The sequence below is a fragment of the Streptomyces sp. NPDC001717 genome (assembly GCF_042892775.1).
Taxonomy (GTDB): domain Bacteria; phylum Actinomycetota; class Actinomycetes; order Streptomycetales; family Streptomycetaceae; genus Streptomyces.
On record NZ_JBIAUK010000035.1, the window covers coordinates 37,421 to 58,702 of the forward strand.

Sequence of the window (21,282 nt, forward strand, 5' to 3'; positions counted from 1 at the left end):
GCCGCCACAGCCGGCCGCCGAGAATGCGGACGACGGAGCAGCGCCGAGTGCGCGCCGGCGAGACACAACGTTGCGGGCTTCTTCAGCCCGTCAGGGCGCGGAGGGTCAGCCCGACTCCCACCAGCACGACCAGGCCGGCGGTGCAGAGCGGTCCGATGCGTGTGACAGTGCTCTGCAGTCTGCGGGCGGCGGTGCTCTTGGCACTGGCCTGGAGACGCTGCTTGACGTGCAGGAGGAGGAGTCCGGCAAGAGTGAGGGTGCCTGCCATGCCCAGGCCGTACGCGAGGACGAGCAGTACTCCGAAGGCGGTGCGGCCGAGAGCGACGGCGCCGAGGAGAACGACGAGAGCGGAGGGACTGGGTACCAGCCCGCCGGCAATGCCCATCCCGATCAGGCCCGCCTTCCCAGGCCGGCGATCGGCACGGGGAAGGTGGGGCGGGGGTTCGTGCGGGTGGGTGTGCTCGGTGTCCGGGGCCTGTTCGGGCAGGACCAGGGTGGCGGTCGTGGCCGGTCCGGGCGAAACGGTGGGGCCGGCGGGCGCAGGACGGGCGGAGGGCACTGCAGGCTGGTGTTCCCCGCCGTGACGGTGAGGGTGTTCCTCGAGTTTGTGTTCCCTGTGATCGTGATGATGGTGCCCGTGCCCGTGCCCGTGCCCGTGGTGGTCATGGTGATGGCGATGCTGGCCGTGGTGATGGTGGCGGTTGCGGAGGGCCCCGGTCAGGAGCCACAGCCCGATGGCGGTGACGATCAGCCCGCTCGCGGCTCCGAGCCAGGCCAGGACGGTTTCGCCTGCGAGGTGGGTTGCCGCGGGGAGGGCGAGGCCGAGGACCAGGACGCCCGCGGTGTGGGTGAGGGTGACGGTCGCGCCGACGGTGACGGCGTCGCGGCGGGTGCCGCGGCGCCCGCCGAGGTAGGCGGCCATGATGGTCTTGCCATGGCCGGGCAGCAGCGCGTGGGAGGCGCCCAGGACGAGGGCGAGCAGGAGCGCGAGGAGTCCAACCGGAACGGTCAGTTCGCGCCGCGCGACCAGGGAGTCGAACCAGCTCGCTACCCGGTCCGCGGCCTGCCCGACCGGGTTGCTCGCGGCAGGCGTGATGGGGGTGTCGGAGGCCGGCGTGGTGTGCAGGTCGGCGGTGCGCTGGTCCAGTGGGGCGGCGAGCGGGTCCGGCGGGTAGCTGCGGAGTTCGCCGGTGGGTGAGGTGGCCGGCAGCTCGGTGCCGGTGATGCGCAGTCCGACGCCCTTGACCGTGATCTCGTGCCAGCCGATGCGGGTGGTGTCGTAGGCCGTGCGGACGCTGACGTCGCCGCCGTGCTGGAGAGCGGCCGGGGCGGAGAGGGCGCAGGTGAGGCGGTTGGTCTTCAGCCCTGCCTCACCCGGCTCCCACGTCAGGGTCGAGGACTTGGGCTGCCAGCCGGCGAGGCCGTCGGCGGTACGCACGCGGAGCCGGCCGGCCAGTTCGGAGCACCGCCTCTGGGCGTATCGGCGGGACTCGGTGTCGGTGAGGCTGCCGTCGTGGTCGGTGTCGATGGCGGAGCGTTCTTGTAGCGCGGCGATCTCGGCTCGGTCGACGACGAGGGTGGCGTCGATGCGCGCGGGGTGCAGGACGAGGCCGGTGTGGTAGTTGACGGTGAAGTTGCCCAGCGGGTGGGCCGGCGCTGCTGCGGCGGCCGGGGCGGCCAGGCAGCAGACGACGGCAAGAAGTCCGAGACTGGTGAAGGCTGCGCGGGAGACGGGGTTCATGGGCGGGTGCCGATTCGCTCGAGCAGGGCACGCGCGTGGCCGGCGTGCAGGGGATGGAGTGCGGAGGAGCGCGCGAGAACGTCTTCGAGGTCCTCGCGCGCTGCGGTGTCGTCGCCCAGCGAGTGATGGATGGCGGCGCGGTGGTAGGACCAGAGAGCCTGTCGGGTACCGAGGGCGAGGGCCTGGTCGGCGTGGGTGAGGGCCTCCTCGTCGCGGCCGGCGCGGTGCAGGGCCCAGGCATAGGCATCGTGAACGGCGACGAACGGCCTTATCCGCAGGGCTACTTCAGCCATGGCCACGGCCTTTGAGGGGCTGCCGTGGTCGGCTTCGAAGAGGATGGCGTCGGTGTCGGGCGGGCTGCCCGCCGCTGCCCGCAGCCGGTCTTGGGCCTTGAGCAGCGCGTACTGGGCGTCGGCCTGCGGCCGGTGTCCGAGGGCCTGGTGCATCTCACCCAGGGCCAGCACCAAGTGCGGCAGCGGCACGATGTCCACCGCTCGCTGCCAGTCGTTCAGCGCTTGGTCCGTGCGGCCCAGGGCTGCCCGGGCGCGGGCCCGGGCATCGAGGAGGGCAGCATCGGCGGGGGTGGCCTGCAGGCCCTGCTCGGCCTCCTGCAGGGCGTGCTCGGCCTCGCCGTCTTCGAGGGCGAGGCCGGACAGACAGGTGTAGGCGAAAGCGCGTTCGCTGTCGGTCGTGGCCGCGGTCAGGGAGCGGCGCATGAGGTCGGCGGCCCGGTCGGTGTTGCCCCGCAGTTCGAAGGTGTAGGAAGCGCGCGCCAGCGAGGCGGCGTCCGGGCGCAGGTCATTCATCTTCTGCACCGCAGCCTCGGCGTCCTGATAGTGGCCGAGCTGGGTGTGGGCGTCGGCCAGGACGCCGTAGGCGGCAGCGCTGTAGGGGGCGCCGACGATGGCCCTCTCGGCCTGGGTGCGGGCGCCTGTGAAGTCGTGGCGGGCAGCGGCGAGCGCGGCCAGGCCGGTTTCGGCACCGGTGTTGCCGGTGGCCTGCAGTGCCAGGGAGCGGCGCAGGGCCTTTTCGGCTTTCGCATAGAGCGCCGGGTCGGCGGTGGTGCGGGCCTGTTCGATGTGGGCCATGCCGAGGGCCGACCAGGCGTTCCAGTCGCCTGGCAGTCTTTCAAGGCGTGCGGTGAGGACCTGGACCGCGCCGGCGGGACGCGCACCGGCACGCACGGGGGCAGTGGTTTCGGATGGGGCCGGGCCGGCGGGGTCGATGAGGACGGCCCCGGCGGCGAACATCGCGGCGCCCAGCGCGAGGGTGACGGCCACGGCTTTCAGTCGGCGACGGCCGCGTGGGGGCGTGCGCGGATCACGGTGCATCGGAGGGGTGCCTTTTCTGCGTGAGTGACGTGTCCTGGGGCCGGACCGGGTACGCCTTCCGGCCCCAGATCGATGAAGGGGTGACGTCACATCAGGCGCGGCTGCGGCGGCGCATCCGCCATCCGGCCGCCGCGAGCAGGGCGGCGCCGGCGCCTCCGAGGGAGGCTGCGGACTTCTCCTTCGACATGGCAGTGCCTGACGGTCCGCTGTTGACGGACTTGGTGTGGGGAAGGGCCAGGTACGGGAAGGAGGTGCCGAAGGGGACCTCGTTGGTGTTGACCTTGTCGCCGTCGGCGAGCGCGGGGATGAGCTGTCCGGTCTGGGCGGCGCCTTCGACGGCCTGCAGGGAGATGTCGATGACGTCGTCGGTCAGGCGGCGACCGTTGGGGAATCCGGCCAGGTCTCCGGCGAGGACGCCGTAGCGGTTCGGGTTCGCGGTCGGGGGCACGGCCATGTTCAGGCGCAGTTCCTCCGCGGGCACGATGTTGCGGAGGCTGGCGTCACCGTTGAGACGGTGTGCGTTGAGGTCTGCCTTGATCGGCCCGCACGTCTTGCAGATCCCGGTGAGGTAGATCTCGACGAGGTCGTTGCGCGGGGCGGGCGGGGCCGGGATTCCGTAGACCTGCTGGATCAGCTTGGGCAGGATCGGGTCGAGGACCTTGTCGACGACCGGCTGGACGGTGCGGTCCTGGTCGGGGTTGAGGGTGTTGAAGGCGTCCTTGTACTTCAGCGGGACGACGACCTCGTTCACGAGGGGGTTGCCCAGCCGGGAGACCTGCTTCCACCGGTCGCCGTGCTTGTCTCGGGAATCGGAGACCTGCACGCCCTTGCGGTCGGTCGTCGACCAGATCCCCACGACCGGGTTCCGCGACGGGTTGTAGTTCAGGGCCAGGTACTTCTTGGGGATCTGCAGGGCGACGGAGTTGACGTTGTATCCGGCCAGGGTGTCCTGCCCGCGCTCGGAGAGGTTCCCGCCGTACAGCAGGTCGAAGACCCGAAGATCCGCGAAGAACGGGTCTTCCGCCTGCCCGGCGAACGCCTTCCCGCCGCCGGGCAGACTCCGCACCGCCTGGGCCCGCAGCGCGGCGTAGTCCGGCATCGAGGCCGGCCCCACCCGGGACGGGGCGGCAGGTACGTTCGACAGCAGGACTCTGCTCCTGCCGCCGCGGGTCTCGACGAGGTCGTAGACCTGCCGGAAGTTCAGGTCCGGATCGTCCAGGGTGGTCACCTGGCCGGTGTTGTAGAGGAACTGGTTGGCGGCGTCGCGGATCTGGTTCTTGAAACGCCAGGTGTAGGTGACGTCGGCGTCGCCGTCACCGTTGTTGTCGATCTTGATGTTGTAGCGGAGGTCCTCGCCGAAGGCGTAGAAGTTCGGCCCGCCGTTGGGTTCCTCGAAGGGGATCCAGTTCGCCAGCAGGGTGACGGTGTCGCTCTTGTCGGGGCTGGTGAACGCGTACACGTCGGTGTTGTCGGCGCGCGGGTCACCGGCGATCAGCGGCGCTTCGCGGTGGCTGGAGGCAGAGCTCACGCCAGGGCCGAGGGTGAGGACGGCCAGTGCGGTCGCGAGGGCGCCGGAGCCGAGGACGAGCAGGGAGTGGTCCAGCATCCGGCGCCGGCCGGACGCCGCGGGTGTTGCCTTCACGAAGAGGGGGTTCCTTCCCACCTGGGTGCGTACCGGGCCCTGCTGTTGAGCAGGGCGCGGTGGCGCAAGGTCCGGAGTGGCGGTCGGCACCGCGGCGAAACGAAGTTCGCACTGCCCGGGCAGGGTCAGGAAAGGCAACGGGGACTGAACAGACCCGGACACACCATCGCGCAAAGGCTGCGCAGGCCGAAGGAAACCACGCCGGGCAGCCGCGATGCGGCGCATGTCCGGCTGCCGGCGGCCGTGCCGGCGCAACCCCACCGGTAAACCCGCAGGTCAAGCGGCCGAAGAAGAAGGCAAGAGGCGGCCGCAGGTACCCTGCGACACGTCCGGCCGGCTTAGGCCGAACGAGCCAACAACTCACAGTTGCACATGTGTTGCAACACAGAGTGCCCGGCGCCAAGGGGTTGTTCCGGCGCGAAGCGCCGCTCCGTGGCGCAGGGGATGGCATGCGTCCGGTGGCACTGATGGTGTTCTCCACGCCTGAGGTGGTGCCGCATCGGACGGCTCGGTCGGCCCAACCGCTCCACCGGCCCGGAGCCCGACCCCTCGCTGCGCTCGGCAACTGGCTCCGGCCCGGCCCGGGCTCCGCTGGCCGTAGGAGCAAGAATTGCGGTCAGGGAGCGGGGCAGTGTCTCGCGTCGGCCCAGCAGGGCAGCTCCTGCACCGCGTCGCCCGCGCGGCGCAGTTCCAGCCCGACGCGGTCCGTCGGCTGCGGGCCTGAAGTCGATTCCATCCGCGCGCCGTCCCCAGGTCCCGCACGCGGCGCACACCGATGTGGTTCGCGACGCGCCGACGGCCACCCGCCTGGAGCACGGATTGCTTCGATGCTTGGGCCGGGCGGGTGGCATTCACGCCGGCGCCCCGTCCATCGCGGTGGCGGTGGCGAATCGCCCGCAAGCCGTTGGTCACCCTGGCCGCGGCGTCATAGCGGGAGAAATCATGCGAAACCGAACCGTGAGTGCCGTATCCGCCGTCGTGCTCGCTGCCCTGTGCGCGGCACCCGCGCTGGCGGCGTCCGACACCCCGCCGCAGACCCTGCCAGCCCACGACCACAAGGCCCTGCACGCCATCGGGCTCACCAACGACCAGCGACTGGTCGAGTTCGACGTCAACAAGCCGTCCAAGACCTGGTCGCTGGGCGGGGTCACGGGCCTGGCCGGCGACACCAAGCTCGTTGGTATCGACTTCCGCGTCCAGAACGAGAGGCTCTACGGGGTCGGTGACAGGGGCGGCATCTACACCCTGAACACCGCCAACGCCCAGGCGATGAAGGTGTCCCAGCTGACCGTAGCGCTGGCCGGGACCGCGTTCGGCGTGGACTTCAACCCGGCCGCCAACCGGCTGCGGGTCATCTCCAACACCGGCCAGAACCTGCGCCACAACATCGACGACCCGGCCGCCCCGCTGACCACAACCGTCGACGGTACTCTCACCAACCCCACCACGCCGCCGTCGACGGCCATGGGCGTCACAGGCGCGGCCTACACCAATAACGACCTCAACGCCGCAACCGCGACCAGCCTGTTCGATCTCGACACGATGGCCGACCGGATCTCCCTGCAGTCCCCGGCCAACGCCGGCACTCTCGCCCCCACCGGCAGCCTGGGCGTGGACGCCGACCTCGATGCCGGATTCGACATCTACTACAACCCGACGGCCGGCACGAACCACGGCTTCGCCGCCGTCGGTACCGGCGGTTCCTACCGCCTCTACGCGGTCGACGTGCTGACCGGCAAGGCCACCGGCAAGGGCGCCTTCCCGACCCGGTACCAGGTCACCGACCTGGCTCTGCCCATCAACCAGAAGTAGCAGCACCCCGCCCCCGGGCGCCCGGGCCCCGCGCAAGAGGTCCCGACGGGGGAGCAGTGCGCCGGGCCGGTGGTCGATCCACGCATACGGGCCGGTCATGACGGTGGCCCTGCGCCCTTCGAGGACGCAGGGCCACCGGCCGTGGGCCTATCCCGCCGCGGCGGTTACTTGGGCATCAGGACGGTGTCGACGATGTAGACGTTGGCGTTGGAGGTCTTGACGTTGCCGCACACCACGTTGGACGTGTCGTTGACCTTGTAGGCCTCACCGGAGCCCTTCGTGGTGACCATGCCCTTCTGCAGGGTTTCGAAGCTGCCGTTCTCCAACTGCTTCGGGGTGAGCCTCTGGCCGACGACGTGGTAGGTCAGGATCTTCGTCAGGGTGGCCTTGTCGGCGAGGACCTTGTCGAGGTCGGCCTTCGGGATCTTCGCGAAGGCGTCGTTGGTGGGTGCGAAGACGGTGATGTCCTTGGCGTTGTTCAGGGTGTCGACGAGGCCGGCCTGCTTGACGGCGGCGACCAGGGTGGACAGGGCCGGGTTGTTGGAGGCGGCGGTGGCGACGGGGTCCTTGGCCATGCCGTCGAAGGAGCCGGCGCCCTCCTTGGGCACACCGGCACAGGCCGGGCCGAAGGGCTGGTCGCCCGTCATGGAGTCGCCGGCGGGGGTGCTCTCGCCGGTCTTGGCCTGGTCGCCTGCGGCCGCGGTGGGGGCGGCCTTGGTGTCGCTGCCGGAGTCGGAGCATGCGGCCAGGGAGAAGGGCAGCAGGGCGGCTGCGGCGACGGCGATCGCGGTACGGCGGATCTTCAGGCTGTTCATGATCGATTGCTCCTTGAAGGAATTTCTCTACGGGGTGTTGAAGTGGTTCGGTTGTGCTGCCCGGTGCGGCCTTGTGACCGGTCGGGTGGTCTAGGGGACGCTGACGAAGAGGCTGTGCCGGCCGCTCGCTCCGTCGGGGATGGTCCGGGTGCGCTGTTCGGTCTGCACCTCGCCGGTGCCGTCGGTGGCGCGGACGGTGATGGTGTGGCCGCCGGGTGTGGCCTTCCAGGGGTAGGACCACTGGCGCCAGGTGTCGGTCGTGGCCTGGGGTGCGAGGTCGGCGTCCTGCCAGGGGCCGTCGTCGACGCGGACTTCGACGCGGGTGATGCCGCGGTGCTGGGCCCAGGCGACGCCGGCGATGGTGACGGTGCCGGCGGCCGGGCGGGCGAAGGGCTTGGGGGTGTCGATGCGGGCCTGGGTCTTGATCGGCGCGCGGCGGGCCCACTTGCGCTTGACCCAGTAGGGGTCGTAGGCGTCGAAGGTGGTGAGCTCGATGTCGTTGATCCACTTGCAGGCCGACACGTACCCGTACAGGCCCGGGACGAGCATGCGGACGGGGAAGCCATGGTCGAAAGGCAGGGGTTCGCCGTTCATGCCCACCGCGAGGATCGCGTCACGGCCGTCCATGACGTCCTCTACCGGGGAACCCAGGGTCATCCCGTCCACCGAGCGGGCCACCAGCTGATCGGCCTTCCCGCCCTTGGACGGGGGCCGCACTCCTGCCTCCTTGAGGAGGTCTGCGAGGGGTACGCCGAGCCAGCGGGCGGTGCCGATGTAGGGGCCGCCGACCTCGTTGGAGACACAGGTCAGGGTGATGTCGCGTTCGATGAGGGGGCGGGCCAGGAGCTGGTCGACGGTGTAGGTGCGGGGCCGGGTGACGCCTTTGCCGTGGATGTGCAGCCTCCAGGTTCCAGCGTCGACTTTGGGGACGGTCAGGGCGGTGTCGACGCGGTAGAAGTCGGCGTTGGGAGTGGTGAAGGGGCTGATGTCGGCGACCTTCAGCTGGACGCCGGCGGGGAGCGGGGGCGCCGGGGATGAAGGCGCAGGCAGGACCAGGCTGTTACGGGAGGCGAGGGCGCCCTGGCCCTGGCGGCCGGTGAGAAACCGGCCCAGGGCCCCTGCCGAGGTCGCCGCGACGGCAGTGACGCCGGCCGCGGCGAGGAAGCCGCGCCTGTTCCAGCCTTCGCCACCCGACTGACCGTCCGCATCAACGGGGATGGGGGCGGCGGCCTTCGGCGCAAGGACGTACAGGGCGAGTGCCCCGGTGAGGGCTCCGGCGATCGAAGGCAGTGCGTCGCCGATGCCGGCGGAGTCCGGGCGGCTGAGGGCCGCAGCCGAGCCGACGATCCCGAAGAGCAGCACGCCGATGGTGCCGACCCGCCGGTAGGACAGGGCGAGGATGCCCAGGCCGACGGCGATCACTGCGAGAATCGCGACGATTCCCAGCTGCAGGACGGTCTTGTCGTTCTCTCCGAACGTGCGGATCGCGAAGTCCTTGACCGCGGCAGGCGTCCGGTCGATCACCGCGCCCCCGACGACCGTCACGGGTCCGGCGGCCGGACGCACCATTCCGGCGACCAGCTCGGCTACGGCCAGCGCCGTGAACGCAGCCAGAAGGCCGGCCAGTGCGCCACGTGCTGCGCGGGGGAGGGTGCTGCGGAAGCTGCTCACACCCGGCATTCGGCAGCCCACGCCCGGCGGATTGGTGCGACCTCCGAAAGAGTGAACTCCTCGCGCTGTCCGGGGCGTCCGTCAGGGTCGCGACGATCTGTGTCTTCCTCTCGGGTCCGGCAGGGACGGTGGTGGTGGCCGCGATACCGGGCGTCGAGGCGATCCGGTCACGGACATCGGCCACGCGAGCGGGGGTGGGCGCGATGATGACCAGGGGCCGGCGGTGCCGGCGGGGAAGTGGCGGGCGAGGACGTGGTGCCCGGCGGCGGAGGGCGAACCGGCCGGCAGGGCCTGGTGCAGGGGAACGCCGGCCCGCGTCAGGAGTGGGGCACAGGCCGCGCCCGCGGCGAGCAGGACCACGCAGAGCGCCCATACCCGGCGCGGCTGGTGTCCGATCGCACGACCCACCTTCGTCCGCCGGCCCTCTGGCGTTTGCGTCGGGGTGGAGAGGCGAAGGGCCCACTGACCGACCAAGAGGAGTACGGCGGGCAGGAAGGTGAGGGATACCGAGGCGCAGCAGGCCATGGCGATCGCCACGGCCGGTCCCATGGTCTGCTCGGCGGGAAGATCGCTGAAGGTGAGGGTCATCATGGCGCAGGCGATGGTCGCGGTGCCGGCCAGGACCGGTGGTGCGGTGGCCCGGCGTGCCGATGCCATCGCCTGTGCGGGATCGGGCTGTCGGGCAAGTTCTTCACGGTGGCGGGCGGCCGGCAGGACGGCATAGTCGGTGCTCGCACCGATCACGAGGACGAACACGATGCCCTGCGTCTGGCCGTCGATCGGCAGCCGGCCCGGCCGGGCCAGCGTGTACAAGGCGGCGCAGGTCGCGGCCGGCGCCGGCAGTGCGCCCGAGATCACCAGCAGCGGCAGTGAGCACGCTGCGGTAGACGACCAGCAGAATCAGCAGGACACCTGAGAGGGTGACGGCCGGCAGGACGCCGTCGGTCTGCGCGAACGCTCCGTCGAGGTCGGCCTGCTCGGCGGCTGGGCCCGCCAGGTGCACGCGCATTCCGGGAACGGCTGCGGCCGCCTCGCCGATGGACTTGAGGTGGGTGGGCAGGTTGTCGGGCCCGGCGGCGATCACCGCCGTCACCGCCCGCCCGTCCGCGGCCAGCATCGGGACGACGGCAGTGCCCGCCAGGCGCGCGGTGACCCGACGGGCCGTCTCCTGCTGGGTCGCGGTGATCTGCGCGCCGTCCGCGCGCGGGGTCCAGATCACTGCGAGGGGCAGCGGCTCGTCCGCTCCGTCCGGGTTGAGCAGGCGCGCGACCTGGGCGGACTCGGCGCCGCCCGGCAACTGGACCTGCTGGCCGGATCGGGCGACCTCGCCCAGGCGCAGGGTGTAGGGGCCGGTGGCGACGGCCGGGACCAGCCAGAGCAGGAGCACGGCCCAGGGCCCTGCCCGATGGTCAGTACGAGGGCGCCATCCGACTCATGGCGGCCGAAGCCGCCCGGCGGCCCTGCGGAAGCCCGCCGACCCCCATCCGGGACGGGTGTACGCGGGCGATTCGACGCCACGGCGGGACAGGGATGGGGCAGGAGCCCCGATGTCATCCAACCGGGCGACTCTCCCTATTTGAGTACCGAACGCAATCCTTGTGCCGGTTCGTACCGAATCCTTCGCGTGAGGCCCTAGAGGGGGCCCGCAGCCAACGGAGTTCCACGAATGACTGGATTCAGGAGGTGAGTGCGATGACCGCATCGGTGAACGTGCGCAGGCTGGCGGCCGGAGCGGCATCGGCCGGACTGCTGGCCGGCGCGTCCGTGCTGGGCATCTCTGCCACCGCGGACGCAGCGTCGGCGCCGTCGTCGGCGTCCGTGAGGGTCACCGGCGACCGGGACCACCGGCACGACCGGTGGGACCGCCACGAGCGGTGCGACTGGGTGAAGGGCCAGTGGGCGCAGAAGTGGGTCAAGGGCCACTGGGAATGGAAGTGGCACCAGGGAACCTGGCACCACGGCTACCAGGACCACCACGGGAGGTGGCACGACGGCTGGTGGGGCAAGGGCCAATGGAAGCAGCACTGGGTGCCCGGCCACTACGTCGATCACTGGATTCCCGCCCACTGGAACTGCCACGACAAGTGGTAGCCCCTGCTGGGCCGTCGCGGGGTTCCGGTTCCACCGGAACCCCACTCCCGCTTCCCGTGCCTCGTCCCTGCCCTCCGTCCGCCCGATTGCGCGGGTGACGCCGATCGTGAGGAATGATCATGGACACGGTCATCGCGTCTACCGTGTGTCCGCCCACACTGCACCTCCCCCTTCCGCCCGGTGCGCAGGCTGCCCGGCATGCCCGTCAGGGCGTGGAAAGGATGCTGGCCCTGCAGCCGGCCGTCTGCCCGTGTGCGGTTGCCGAAGACCTCGTGCTGATCGTTTCCGAACTGGTCACCAACGCCGTCCTGCACGCCGAGGGCCCCTACGCGCTCACGGTGAGTCTGGAGCCGGGACGGGCGGGCGTCGCCGTCAGCGACGGTTCCCAGGGCCTGTCGGGTCGCCGCTCGCAGGGCGGGATGCGGCGGCCCGGTTCGGGCGGCCGAGGCCTGAACATCGTCCGGGCGCTCGGCGCGGACCTCTTTGTCAGCCGCTCGGACAGCGGCAAGCAGATCGTGGCGGTTCTCACCTGGCAGGCAGGGTGAAGAGGGGTACTGCGGGTGGCTGTGCCGACAGCCACCCGCAGCCCGACCCGCCCGGCACGAAAATCGCACGAAACGCGTCCCCAGGGCCGCGCTCGGCACCGTGCCGGGCCGGGTCACCGGCCGGCGCCTCCCCGTCGTGACGGCGCCGCACCGGAGCTTCTTGCGCCGGCGCCGGTCAGGCGTTGACGCAGGTGTTGCCGAAGGACGGGTTCAGCAGCCCGATGACGCTGACGGTGTTGCCGCAGGCGTTGACCGGGATGTGGATCGGCACCTGGATGAGGTTGCCGGAGCCCACGCCGGGCGAGTACGCGGCCACGCCCTGGGCGCCGGCATCGGCGGACGCCGCCGCCGCGCCGCCCGCCAGGATCGCGCCGGCCGCCAGGGTCACGGCCAGACCTCGTCGCACAGAAACCATGTCTTCGTACCTCTCGTGAGGGTGTCCGGCCGCGCGGAGGGTCCGCGCGGCCGGTGAGGAAGCCCCGGGAGCGCCCTCGGGGCCCCTCACACCCGCTCTTCGCCACCAGCCGAGGACCGGCTTGCCCCAAACGCTCAGCTTCCCTCCAACGGGTGAGTTCCGGCCTGGGCAGGTGACGAAGCCTTCTCCCATCCGCAGGCCCGTCGGCAACGAAGAACAGGCAACAGAGGCACAGGTTTGCCACGCCGGACCGCCCCCGGGGCGGCCCGGCCCCGTAGCAGCGACGACACCAGGAACGGCATGCGATGGACGCCCCGACCCCCGACGGCCGCACCAGCCGGCCGCTTCGCCTCCTGCCCACAACCGGAGCCACGCCGGTGAACCAACCGAGCCCCCTCAGCACCGGACGCCCCTGCGACCCTGCCCGCGGCGATCTCGCCGGCATCATGCAAAGCGTCGCCCACGGCGACAAACAGGCCTTCTCCGCGCTCTACGACGCCCTCGCCCCGATGGTGTTCGGCATCGTCGTCAAGGTCGTACGCGATCGGGCGCAGTCCGAAGAAGTCACCCAGGAAGTCATGATCGACCTGTGGCGGCAGGCCGCCCGCTACCGTGCCGACGCCGGTGCCGTCACGACCTGGGCCGCGACCATCGCCCACCGGCGGGCCGTGGACCGGGTCCGCTCCGCCCAGGCGGCCTCCGACCGCGAGCAGGCCCAGGCCGCCCGCGAGCACACCACCGCCTTCGACGAGGTCGCCGAACAGGTCGAGACCCGCATGGAGTCCGAGCAGGTACGCCGCTGCATGCGGGGTCTGACCGAGCTCCAGCGCCAGGCCGTGACCCTGGCCTACTACCAGGGGCTGACTTACCGTGAGGTCGCCGAAGCCCTGCGCACTCCTCTTCCGACCATCAAGACACGCATGCGCGACGGGCTCATCCGGCTCCGCGACTGCATGGGGGTGACCACATGAAACACCACGCCACCGACGCCCACACGCTAGCCGCCGCCTATGCCCTCGGCGCCCTCGAGGACGACGAGCGCCAAGCCTTCGACGCCCACCTTCAAGCCTGCGAGGCATGCCGGCAGGAAGCCGCCGAATTCGAGGCCACCGCGGCGCGCCTGGCCGCAGCCGCCGCCCAGCCACCACCCGCCTCGGCCAAAACGCAGGTCATGGCCGCCATCAACGAAGTGCGCCAACTGCCTCCCCGCGTGCCGGCAACCGTAGCCACCGTGCCCGCGGTCGGCGGCATGCTGCGCCGACGGGCCGTGCCCCTGGCGCTGGCCGCCGGCGTGGCCGCCGCCGCCCTCGGCGGCATCGCCGTATGGCAGACGCAGAACGGACAGGACCTCAAGGACCAGACCCGCCGAGTCCAGCAGCAACTCGACACGATCAGCACGGTTCTGGCAGCCCCCGATGCGCACACCGTCCACGGACGGGCCGCCAACGGCGCCCTGACCACCGTCGTCTCCTCCGACCGGCAGAACAAGGCCGTCTTCACCGCCGCCAACCTCCCCACAGCCGGCCCCGGCAAGACTTACCAGCTATGGCTCGACCACGACGGCGTCATGCGCCCCGCCGGACTCATCGACCACGACGGCACCGTCATCCTCACCGGCAACCCCGCCGACGCCGGCGCCGTAGGCCTCACCCTCGAACCCGCCGGAGGATCCCCCCGCCCCACCACCGACCCCCTGCTCCTGATGACCCTTCCCACCTGACCCACCCACTGCGACCGCCCGCACCGGGCGACGGATCGAGATCCCACATGGCCCACACCCCCAGGATCGGGGACACCGTCGGCGACTTCCGGCTGCCCGGCGGGCACCTGGACGGCGAAACCTTCCACCGGCGCGACTACACCCTGTGCGAACAGCGCGGCAATCCCCTCGTCCTCGCCTTCTACCCCGGCGACGACACCCCGGTGTGCACCGCTCAGCTGTGCTCCTACTCCGACGGCCTGGGCGGTCTCCAGGCCGCGGGGGCCACGGTGTGGGGGATCAGCCCGCAAGGACTCGACAGCCACGAACGGTTCGCCCGCGACCGGAATCTGCGCATGCCCCTGCTGTCCGATCACGAGCGCACCGTGGCGAGGGCTTTCGGGATCACGGCACCCCTGATCGGGCTTCGCCGGGCGGTGTTCATCCTCACCGCCACCGGCCGCCTGCACTGGAAGCACGTCACCGCCGTGGGCGCCACCTACCCGCCAGCCGCCACGCTGGCCGCGCAACTCGCCCGCCTGCCCCTCTGAACCCACCAAGCCTCTTGCCCGGGCGCCGCACCGTTGGCGGATCTCCTCCAATCCGGCCGCCGGACCGCTGCGAAGTATGAGTGAAACGCAGCAGCCTGGCGGCGTGTCGAGTGGCGGGAGCGGTTGTGGTGCAAGACCGGACAGTGGCGGTCATCGGCTCGGGGGTGGCGGGCCTGACCGCCGCCTACATCCTCGCCCGCTCGCATCACGTCACCCTGTACGAGGCGGACAGGCGGCTCGGCGGTCACACCCACACCCGCGACCTGCCGGCCGCCGGGGGCCGGCAGGTCGCGGTGGACTCCGGCTTCATCGTCCACAACGAGCGCACCTACCCCACCCTGCTCCGGCTCTTCGGGGAGCTCGGGATCGGCACGCAGGACGCCGAGATGAGCATGTCGGTCCGGTGCGACGGCTGCGGCCTGGAATACGCCGGCGCCCGCGGCCCGGCCGCCCTGTTCGCATCCCGGGCCGCGCTGCGGGGCCGCCACCTGCGGCTGCTGGCCGAGGTACCGGTCTTCCACCGCGGCGCCCGGCGCCTGTTGGCCCGCGGGGCCCACCCGGGCATCACCTTCGGGGACTTCATGCGCGAGGGCGGATTCTCCCCCTACTTCGTCAGCCACTTCGCCCTGCCGCTGGTCGCCGCGGTGTGGTCCTGCCCCGCGCAGACCGCCCTGTCCTATCCGGCCGCCTACCTGTTCGCCTTCCTGCACCACCACGGGCTGCTGTCCGTCACGGGCTCCCCGCAGTGGAAGACCGTCACCGGCGGATCCGCCGCCTACGTCACCGCCGCCGCCAAGCACATCCAGCGCGTCCGCACCTCCAGCCCCGTCGACGCCGTCCGCCGCACCGGCCAGGGTGCACTGGTCACCACCAAGGACAACGGCACCGAGGACTTCGACGCCGTCGTCATCGCCACCCACCCCGACCAGGCACTGCGCCTCCTCGCCGACCCCACCGAGGACGAGAAGCGGCTTCTGGGCGCGTTCACATACTCCAGCAACCCCACCGTGCTGCACACCGACACCACCGTCCTGCCGCGCTCACCGCGCGCCCGCGCAAGCTGGAACTACCGCCTGACGGGCTGTGACCCCTCCACGGAGCCCGTCCGCGTCAGCTACGACATGCGGCGCCTGCAGCATCTGCCCGAGGGCGCCGACTACGTCGTCACCCTCGGCGGCCAGGCAGGAATCGCCGCCGACCGCGTGGTGGAACGGATGGTGTACGAGCACCCGGTCTACACCCCCGCGTCCGTCATGGCGCAGAAGCAACTGCCGCGCCTGAACGACGGGGTGACCGCGTACGCCGGCGCCTGGCACGGCTGGGGCTTCCACGAGGACGGCTGCCGCTCCGGCGTTCAGGCAGCCCGGTCCCTGGGAGGGCGCTGGTGACCGGAACCACACAACCGACGGAAACCGTGCCAACGGAAGTGGCCGGGGCGCCCCACCCGGCGCTCCACGAGTGCGTGATCGCCCACACCCGCACCACACCACTGCGCCATTCCTTCCGGCACCGCACTCACCTGTGGTGCGCGGACCTCGACCGGCTGCCGTCCTGCCCCGCCCGGTGCGCCCGCTCGCCCGGTTCGACGCCCGCGACCACTTCACCGGCGTCTCCACCACCATCCACCGGCATCCGCCGCCACGGCATCGCCCTGCTGATGCGCGGCCGGCCCGTACACCCGCGTCCCCGTTCTACCCCGCAGAAGGGCATGCTGCCGTGACCCGCCCCACCCTCACCTCGCACACCACCTTTCAGCCTGCGGGCCGCACCATCGGGATCCCTCCCCAGACGATCCCGGGCAGCAAGCCCCCAGCCGCCGCGCCGACCGTCCGCCGGGAACACGCAATCGCCGAACGATGGCCGGACGTGGCCCAGCTGCCCTCCGCCGGACCTGCTCGTACCGCCATCGCCCGGCTGCTGGTGACCCGCGCCCTGGACCGACTGGGCCTGACCGCGCGGACCACAGGCGCCCCCACCGATACGGCCTGCCCACAGCTGACCCTTCACGACCCCGTGGCCTTCCACCGCCGCATCGGCCGCCACGGCCTGATCGGCTTCGGCGAGTCCTACATGGCCGGCGAATGGGACAGCGACGACCTGGCCGACGTGCTGACCGTCCTCGCACGCCACGTCGAGGACCTGGTCCCCGCCCCTCTGCGGCGGCTCCGTGGACTGTGGGTCTCCGCCCGCCCCACCACCGACCGGAACACCCGCGACGGGGCCCGCACCAACATCCAGCGCCACTACGACCTGTCCAACGACCTGTTCGCCGCATTCCTGGACCCCACGCTCACCTACTCCTCCGCCCTCTTCACCGCCTTCCCCGCCCGCTTCGAGTCCCTCGCCTCCGCACAGCACCGCAAAATCGACCGCCTCCTGGACCTCGCCGCCGTCGGCCAGGGCACCCGGCTGCTGGAGATCGGCACCGGCTGGGGCGAACTCGCCCTGAGGGCCGCCGCCCGCGGCGCCCGCGTCACCACCCTGACCCTCTCGGCCGAGCAGGCCGCCCTGGCCCGCGAACGCATCACGGCCGCCGGACTCGCCGAGCGGGTGGACGTCCAGCTGCGCGACTACCGCGACATCGAAGGCCTGCACGACGCCGTGATCAGCGTCGAAATGATCGAAGCGGTCGGCGCCGACTACTGGCCCACCTACTTCACGGCCCTACGCCGCGCGCTCGCCCCCGCCGGCCGGATCGCCCTGCAGACGATCACCATGGGCCATCAGCACATGCTCCACACCGCCGCCACCCACACCTTCATCAGCAAGTACGTCTTCCCCGGCGGCCTGATCCCCTCCCGCGAGGCCATCGCCGAACACTCCGCCGCCGCCGGTCTGCGCACGCTCGCCGACGAGGGATTCGGCGACCACTACGCCGAGACGCTGCGCCTGTGGCGCGAACGGTTCACCGCCAACCGCCCCACCGTCACCGCCCTCGGCTTCGACCCGGTCTTCCAGCGCATGTGGGAGTTCTACCTCGCCTACTCCGAAGCCGGATTCCGTTCCCGCTACCTCGACGTCCGCCAGCTCCTGCTCACCGAAGGAACCCACCGATGAGGCCCGCCGCCGACCGACTCGCCCAGCTCCTCGGCCACTTCGTCCCAGGCCCCCTCCCCATCCGGATCCGCGCGTGGGACGGCAGCCAGGCAGGCCCCACGGACGCACCCCTCGTCATCCTCCGCTCCCCGGCGGCGCTGCGCCGCCTGATGTGGCAGCCCGGCGAGCTCGGGCTCGCCGAGGCCTACATCACCGCAGACCTGGACGTCGAAGGCGACCTGGCCGACGCCCTCTCCCAGGCGGGCCGCAGCGTCCGCGACCGCTCCTCGGCACGCCCCGGCCCGGCCGCCCTGGCCTCGGCCGCCGCCCTCGCCGCACGCCTGGGCGCGGCCGGTCCGCCCCCCAGGCGCCCCGATGGGCGGGCCCGCCTGACCGGCGGCCTGCACAGCGTCGCCCGCGACCGCGCCGGGATCAGCCACCACTACGACCTCTCCAACGACTTCTACGCCCTTCTTCTGGACGAGACGATGGCGTACTCCTGCGCCTACTGGACCCGACGCGACGACCCCGCCTACACCCTGGCCGACGCCCAGCGCGACAAACTCGACCTGATCTGCCGCAAACTCGGGCTCGGGCCCGGAGACCGACTGCTCGACGTGGGCTGCGGCTGGGGCTCCCTCGCCGTCCACGCGGCCCGCGAGCACAAGGCCCGTGTCACCGCCGTCACCCTCTCCCGCGCCCAGCACGACCACGTCACCGAACGCGCCGCGCGCGAGGGCGTGGCCGGCCTCGTGGACGTCCAGCTGCGGCACTGGCGCGACATCGACGGCGGCGGCTACGACGCCGCGGCCGCCGTCGAGATGGGCGAGCACGTCGGCGACGCCGAGTACCCCGCCTTCGCCGCCAAACTCCACGACGCACTGCGCCCGGCGGGCCGTCTCCTGATCCAGCAGATGTCCCGCGGAGCCCACGCGCCGGGCGGCGGCGCATTCATCGAGACCTACATCGCCCCCGACATGCACATGCGGCCCGTCGGCCGGACCGTTGACCTGCTGGAGGACGCGGGCTTGGAGGCGCGCTCCGTGGAAGCCCTCCGCGAGCACTACGCGGCCACCATCGACGCCTGGCGCGCCACCCTCGAAGAACGCTGGAGCGACATCGAGGCCCTCGTCGGAACGACGACCGCCCGAGTGTGGCGCCTGTACCTCGCCGGCGCGTCGCTCGCCTTCTCCGAACGCCGCATGGGCGTCGACCAGATCCTCGCCGTACGGCCCACCCGCCAAGGCTCCTCCGCCATGCCGGCCACCCCCACCGCCTGGTACACCCCGGTGAGCCCGGCATGAACGGCACCGACCGGGGCGCCCTCGGTATCAACCTCGCCGCCACCGCGGCGACGGCACTGACGGCAGTCCACGCCGCCTTCGCCGTCGCCGTACGCGGCGGACTCGCGCTGAGGGCGGCCGGGCCGGCCTTCGGGGCCGTCGGCGACCATCAGCCGGCCCGCTTCAAGGCGAACCCCGGCCACCGGGGACGGGTCATGGACGAGGGCCTGTTCGCATGGACCCGCCACCCCACCCATTTCGGGGACAGCCTCGTCTGGTGGTGGTGCCTGTACCTGCTCGCCCGCACCGCCTGGCAGCTGGCTCTCGCCGTCCTCACCTCCCCGGTCCTCATGACCTTGCTGCTACCGTCGGTAGCGGCAACCGCCTTCTGGAGAAGCACATGGCAGATCGTCCCGGCTACGCCGCATGGCTTCCTCCCGAGGACCTCGAAGAAGAGCACTCCGGCCAAACAGGCAGGCACGAAGTGAGCGGGTACTCCTACCAAGACCCACGGGGACATCGCGCTCTCGAGCTGCCGCAGCCGCCTTTCCTGCCCGCAGCCGGGGCGGTCCTGGTCCTGCACGGCGGCCGCGCCGACGCGCTCACTCCGCCGCCCCTTCTCAACCTGCCGGGCCTGCGGATGCTCCCGTTCGCCCGCGCGATGAACCACAGCCCCCTGTTCGCGGACGTGCTGGTCGCATCCGTCCGCTACCGGCTGCGCGGCTGGAACGGTCACCGGGCCGACCCCGTCCAGGACACCAGGCAAGCCCTCAAGGAACTACGGCACGCTGCCGGGCCGCTGCCCGTCGTACTCGTCGGGCACTCCATGGGCGCCAGAGCGGCACTGCGGGCCGCGGACGACCCGCAGGTCCGGGGCGTGGTCGCCCTGGCACCCTGGTGCCCGCCCGGCGAGCCGACCGAGCACCTCGCAGAGCGCACCATCGTCGCCCTCCACGACGAAGCCGACCGGATCACCTCCGCCACCAACACCTGGCACTACCTGGCCCGCGCTGATGCGGCCGGTGCCCGAGTACGCGGCATCCGCATGCCCCACGGACGCCACGCCATGATTCGCGACGCCCGCCTGTGGCACCGCCTCACCACAACCTTCACCGCGGCCGTACTCGGCCTGACACCACCCCCGGGCAGCACACCGCACTCCGAGACCCTCTGGAGCCCCGCCCCGCTCGACGCCGCCGACATCACCCTGCCCGGCCTCTGACCGCCGGTCGGGCAGTCCTGCTGCCGCCCGGCACCGGTTGCGTGAACAGCACCTGCTCCAGCCCCGCCCCGATCACTGTGCCCCTCCGCCCACGCGGGGGTCGAATACGGCCGCTCTCACGTCGGCGTGGCCACCCTCCCGCTCTACAGCGCCCGTTGGCAGCGCACTGTTGGACGTGACCCGCCCCTCGGTGGACCGGCGGGCGGTGCGGGCGACCCGGCCGGCAGAGGATCGATGCGGCGGTCGACACCGCCTTGTGGAGCCGTTTGGTCACGGTGCCAGATGGCTGAAGCCCCGTGGCCGGGCTCGATCTTTGAATTCCATGATCTCTATTTGGCTCGCACAGCCGGGCAGGAGGCCCAGTTTCGGGTTCGGTGGGTCCGATGACGTCGCTCGTCAATCGGTCGATTGACGAGTGCCGGTGGATGTGGGGGCGGTCCACGCAAGCAGCATGCGGAGGGCGTCGTGGGATGAGGTGTCCGGTTGGGCTGCATAGGTGATCAGCGCCTGGTCGGGGTCGTCTGCGGGGCGCAGGGTTTCATAGGTCAGTTCCAGGTCGCCGACCAACGGGTGGTGGAACCTCTTCATGCCCGAGGTTTTGTCCTGGACCGGGTGTTCTGCCCACCAGCGGCGGAAGTCTGCGCTCTTCAACGACAGCTCCCCGATCAGGTGGGCCAGGCGCGGATCGCCGGGGTGGTCCCGTCCAGCCTCCAGGTGGAGGTACGCCACGTTCTCGCGGGCGCAGGAGGGCCAGTCTGCGTACAGCACTCGGGAGGCTGGGTCGAGGAAGGTGATCCGGGCGATGTTGCGCTCGGCCGGGTCCATGGCGGCGTAGTCGCCGAAGAGGGCGACCGCTGCCGGGTTCCAGGCCAGGATGTCCATGTGCCGGCCCATCACCATGGCCGGCACCTCCTTCAGCTCGTCCAGCAGTCGTTGGAGCATCGGCCGCACGCGCTGTCGGCCGACCTGGTGCCCTCGCGCCGGACGGGCGGTGTGCCGCTGTCGGGCCAGCTGGTGCAGGTGCCGGCTCTCGTCGTCGTTCAACCGCAGCGCGCGGGCGAGAGAGTTGAGCACGGTGTCCGAGGGGTTGGACACACGGCCCTGTTCCATCCGGGTGTAGTAGTCGACGCTGACTCCGGCGAGCTGGGCGATCTCCTCGCGGCGCAGGCCGGCGACCCGGCGCGTGCCGCCGAAATCCGGCAGGGCCACGTCGTGCGGGTGCAGGCGGGCGCGGCGGGTCCGGAGGAAGTCGCTCAGGCTGGTCGCGGTCGTCATACGACGATTGTGGCTGATCGCGGCGGTGTGCTGCCTGGCCCTGTCAGGGCCAGGCAGCAACCCATCGGTCGGGAGACAGGGATGGCGGTCCCAGGCCGCCAGACGGCGCCGCCGTCTTGTCGCTCGGTCATGAGGGCCGCGCCCGTGCATGCC

At 71.5% G+C, this 21,282-nt stretch carries 21 protein-coding genes; 12 read left to right on the forward strand and 9 right to left on the reverse strand.

Annotated elements, in window-relative coordinates; all coding sequences use genetic code 11:
* Positions 1-82: 82 nt before the first annotated feature.
* The 3 genes from ACFYZL_RS34810 to ACFYZL_RS34820 all read right to left on the reverse strand — a co-directional run bounded on the left by ACFYZL_RS34810 (position 83) and on the right by ACFYZL_RS34820 (position 4,678).
* Positions 83-1,741, reverse strand: coding sequence for a nickel transporter (locus ACFYZL_RS34810; RefSeq protein WP_388684581.1), 1,659 nt, complete (start codon positions 1,739-1,741; stop codon positions 83-85).
* Positions 1,738-3,021, reverse strand: coding sequence for a hypothetical protein (locus ACFYZL_RS34815; RefSeq protein WP_388684584.1), 1,284 nt, complete (start codon positions 3,019-3,021; stop codon positions 1,738-1,740). Before ACFYZL_RS34815 ends, ACFYZL_RS34810 begins: the two co-directional genes overlap by 4 nt.
* Positions 3,022-3,163: 142 nt before the next feature.
* Positions 3,164-4,678, reverse strand: a complete 1,515-nt coding sequence (locus ACFYZL_RS34820) for a DUF4331 domain-containing protein (RefSeq protein ID WP_388684647.1) — start codon at positions 4,676-4,678, stop codon at positions 3,164-3,166.
* A 978-nt stretch (positions 4,679-5,656) separates the two neighbouring features.
* On the opposite strand from ACFYZL_RS34820, the gene ACFYZL_RS34825 reads away from it, so the two are divergent.
* Positions 5,657-6,526: a DUF4394 domain-containing protein gene (locus ACFYZL_RS34825; RefSeq protein WP_384753375.1), complete on the forward strand. Its 870-nt coding sequence runs from the start codon at positions 5,657-5,659 to the stop codon at positions 6,524-6,526.
* Positions 6,527-6,690: 164 nt separating this feature from the next.
* On the opposite strand, the gene ACFYZL_RS34830 is transcribed toward ACFYZL_RS34825, so the two are convergent.
* From ACFYZL_RS34830 to ACFYZL_RS34845, 4 genes are all read right to left on the reverse strand, one after another.
* On the reverse strand, positions 6,691-7,341 hold the full coding sequence (locus tag ACFYZL_RS34830) for a fasciclin domain-containing protein (protein ID WP_384753377.1): 651 nt from the start codon (positions 7,339-7,341) through the stop codon (positions 6,691-6,693).
* Positions 7,342-7,431: 90 nt separating this feature from the next.
* On the reverse strand, positions 7,432-9,021 hold the full coding sequence (locus ACFYZL_RS34835) for a sulfite oxidase (RefSeq protein WP_388684588.1): 1,590 nt from the start codon (positions 9,019-9,021) through the stop codon (positions 7,432-7,434).
* Between the two features lie 72 nt (positions 9,022-9,093).
* On the reverse strand, positions 9,094-9,816 hold the full coding sequence (locus ACFYZL_RS34840; protein ID WP_388684649.1) for an MMPL family transporter: 723 nt from the start codon (positions 9,814-9,816) through the stop codon (positions 9,094-9,096).
* On the reverse strand, positions 9,704-10,399 hold the full coding sequence (locus ACFYZL_RS34845; protein WP_388684590.1) for an MMPL family transporter: 696 nt from the start codon (positions 10,397-10,399) through the stop codon (positions 9,704-9,706). Before ACFYZL_RS34845 ends, ACFYZL_RS34840 begins: the two co-directional genes overlap by 113 nt.
* A gap of 305 nt (positions 10,400-10,704) precedes the next feature.
* On the opposite strand from ACFYZL_RS34845, the gene ACFYZL_RS34850 reads away from it, so the two are divergent.
* Together ACFYZL_RS34850 and ACFYZL_RS34855 are read left to right on the forward strand one after the other, a co-directional pair.
* Complete coding sequence (locus ACFYZL_RS34850) at positions 10,705-11,103, forward strand: hypothetical protein (protein WP_388684593.1); 399 nt, start codon at positions 10,705-10,707, stop codon at positions 11,101-11,103.
* 119 nt (positions 11,104-11,222) lie between these two features.
* Positions 11,223-11,648: an ATP-binding protein gene (locus tag ACFYZL_RS34855; protein ID WP_384753388.1), complete on the forward strand. Its 426-nt coding sequence runs from the start codon at positions 11,223-11,225 to the stop codon at positions 11,646-11,648.
* A gap of 175 nt (positions 11,649-11,823) precedes the next feature.
* Here ACFYZL_RS34855 and ACFYZL_RS34860 read toward each other — a convergent pair whose 3' ends face one another.
* Complete coding sequence (locus ACFYZL_RS34860) at positions 11,824-12,063, reverse strand: chaplin (RefSeq protein ID WP_384752258.1); 240 nt, start codon at positions 12,061-12,063, stop codon at positions 11,824-11,826.
* A gap of 305 nt (positions 12,064-12,368) precedes the next feature.
* Here ACFYZL_RS34860 and sigK point away from each other — a divergent pair, with 305 nt between their 5' ends.
* The 9 genes from sigK to ACFYZL_RS34905 all read left to right on the forward strand — a co-directional run bounded on the left by sigK (position 12,369) and on the right by ACFYZL_RS34905 (position 19,854).
* Positions 12,369-13,034 (forward strand): ECF RNA polymerase sigma factor SigK, encoded by a 666-nt coding sequence (gene sigK, locus ACFYZL_RS34865; RefSeq protein WP_384752255.1) that lies wholly within the window; start codon positions 12,369-12,371, stop codon positions 13,032-13,034.
* Positions 13,031-13,783: an anti-sigma factor gene (locus tag ACFYZL_RS34870; protein WP_388684597.1), complete on the forward strand. Its 753-nt coding sequence runs from the start codon at positions 13,031-13,033 to the stop codon at positions 13,781-13,783. The genes sigK and ACFYZL_RS34870 overlap by 4 nt, the downstream gene beginning before the upstream one ends.
* A gap of 47 nt (positions 13,784-13,830) precedes the next feature.
* Positions 13,831-14,313, forward strand: a complete 483-nt coding sequence (locus ACFYZL_RS34875) for a peroxiredoxin (RefSeq protein WP_384752250.1) — start codon at positions 13,831-13,833, stop codon at positions 14,311-14,313.
* Between the two features lie 128 nt (positions 14,314-14,441).
* Positions 14,442-15,701 carry an NAD(P)/FAD-dependent oxidoreductase gene (locus tag ACFYZL_RS34880; RefSeq protein WP_388684601.1) on the forward strand — a complete coding sequence of 420 codons (1,260 nt, stop codon included), beginning with the start codon at positions 14,442-14,444 and terminating at the stop codon, positions 15,699-15,701.
* Between the two features lie 26 nt (positions 15,702-15,727).
* A complete protein-coding gene (locus tag ACFYZL_RS34885; RefSeq protein ID WP_388684604.1) occupies positions 15,728-16,033 on the forward strand; it encodes a DUF1365 family protein in 306 nt (101 codons plus the stop codon).
* On the forward strand, positions 16,030-17,370 hold the full coding sequence (locus ACFYZL_RS34890) for a class I SAM-dependent methyltransferase (RefSeq protein WP_388684607.1): 1,341 nt from the start codon (positions 16,030-16,032) through the stop codon (positions 17,368-17,370). Before ACFYZL_RS34885 ends, ACFYZL_RS34890 begins: the two co-directional genes overlap by 4 nt.
* Positions 17,367-18,653 carry a class I SAM-dependent methyltransferase gene (locus ACFYZL_RS34895; protein ID WP_384752241.1) on the forward strand — a complete coding sequence of 429 codons (1,287 nt, stop codon included), beginning with the start codon at positions 17,367-17,369 and terminating at the stop codon, positions 18,651-18,653. Before ACFYZL_RS34890 ends, ACFYZL_RS34895 begins: the two co-directional genes overlap by 4 nt.
* The gene (locus tag ACFYZL_RS34900) at positions 18,650-19,120 is read left to right on the forward strand and encodes a DUF1295 domain-containing protein (protein WP_388684611.1); all 471 of its coding nucleotides are present in this window, start codon (positions 18,650-18,652) and stop codon (positions 19,118-19,120) included. Before ACFYZL_RS34895 ends, ACFYZL_RS34900 begins: the two co-directional genes overlap by 4 nt.
* On the forward strand, positions 19,117-19,854 hold the full coding sequence (locus ACFYZL_RS34905) for an alpha/beta fold hydrolase (protein WP_388684614.1): 738 nt from the start codon (positions 19,117-19,119) through the stop codon (positions 19,852-19,854). The genes ACFYZL_RS34900 and ACFYZL_RS34905 overlap by 4 nt, the downstream gene beginning before the upstream one ends.
* A 396-nt stretch (positions 19,855-20,250) precedes the next feature.
* Here the strand turns inward: ACFYZL_RS34905 and ACFYZL_RS34910 are convergent, their stop codons facing one another.
* Positions 20,251-21,129, reverse strand: a complete 879-nt coding sequence (locus ACFYZL_RS34910; protein ID WP_384752235.1) for a helix-turn-helix transcriptional regulator — start codon at positions 21,127-21,129, stop codon at positions 20,251-20,253.
* Positions 21,130-21,282 lie beyond the last annotated feature (153 nt).

What these genes read in the sequence shown, in the direction of transcription:
- ACFYZL_RS34895 (WP_384752241.1), top strand. Translation starts at nt 17,367, where the DNA reads ATGAGGCCCGCCGCCGACCGACTCGCCCAGCTCCTCGGCCACTTCGTC.
- ACFYZL_RS34875 (WP_384752250.1), top strand. Translation starts at nt 13,831, where the DNA reads ATGGCCCACACCCCCAGGATCGGGGACACCGTCGGCGACTTCCGGCTG.
- ACFYZL_RS34870 (WP_388684597.1), top strand. Translation starts at nt 13,031, where the DNA reads ATGAAACACCACGCCACCGACGCCCACACGCTAGCCGCCGCCTATGCC.
- ACFYZL_RS34835 (WP_388684588.1), bottom strand. Translation starts at nt 9,021, where the DNA reads ATGCCGGGTGTGAGCAGCTTCCGCAGCACCCTCCCCCGCGCAGCACGT.
- ACFYZL_RS34910 (WP_384752235.1), bottom strand. Translation starts at nt 21,129, where the DNA reads ATGACGACCGCGACCAGCCTGAGCGACTTCCTCCGGACCCGCCGCGCC.
- ACFYZL_RS34855 (WP_384753388.1), top strand. Translation starts at nt 11,223, where the DNA reads ATGGACACGGTCATCGCGTCTACCGTGTGTCCGCCCACACTGCACCTC.
- ACFYZL_RS34825 (WP_384753375.1), top strand. Translation starts at nt 5,657, where the DNA reads ATGCGAAACCGAACCGTGAGTGCCGTATCCGCCGTCGTGCTCGCTGCC.
- ACFYZL_RS34810 (WP_388684581.1), bottom strand. Translation starts at nt 1,741, where the DNA reads ATGAACCCCGTCTCCCGCGCAGCCTTCACCAGTCTCGGACTTCTTGCC.
- ACFYZL_RS34820 (WP_388684647.1), bottom strand. Translation starts at nt 4,678, where the DNA reads ATGCTGGACCACTCCCTGCTCGTCCTCGGCTCCGGCGCCCTCGCGACC.
- sigK (WP_384752255.1), top strand. Translation starts at nt 12,369, where the DNA reads ATGGACGCCCCGACCCCCGACGGCCGCACCAGCCGGCCGCTTCGCCTC.
- ACFYZL_RS34850 (WP_388684593.1), top strand. Translation starts at nt 10,705, where the DNA reads ATGACCGCATCGGTGAACGTGCGCAGGCTGGCGGCCGGAGCGGCATCG.
- ACFYZL_RS34860 (WP_384752258.1), bottom strand. Translation starts at nt 12,063, where the DNA reads ATGGTTTCTGTGCGACGAGGTCTGGCCGTGACCCTGGCGGCCGGCGCG.
- ACFYZL_RS34830 (WP_384753377.1), bottom strand. Translation starts at nt 7,341, where the DNA reads ATGAACAGCCTGAAGATCCGCCGTACCGCGATCGCCGTCGCCGCAGCC.
- ACFYZL_RS34900 (WP_388684611.1), top strand. Translation starts at nt 18,650, where the DNA reads ATGAACGGCACCGACCGGGGCGCCCTCGGTATCAACCTCGCCGCCACC.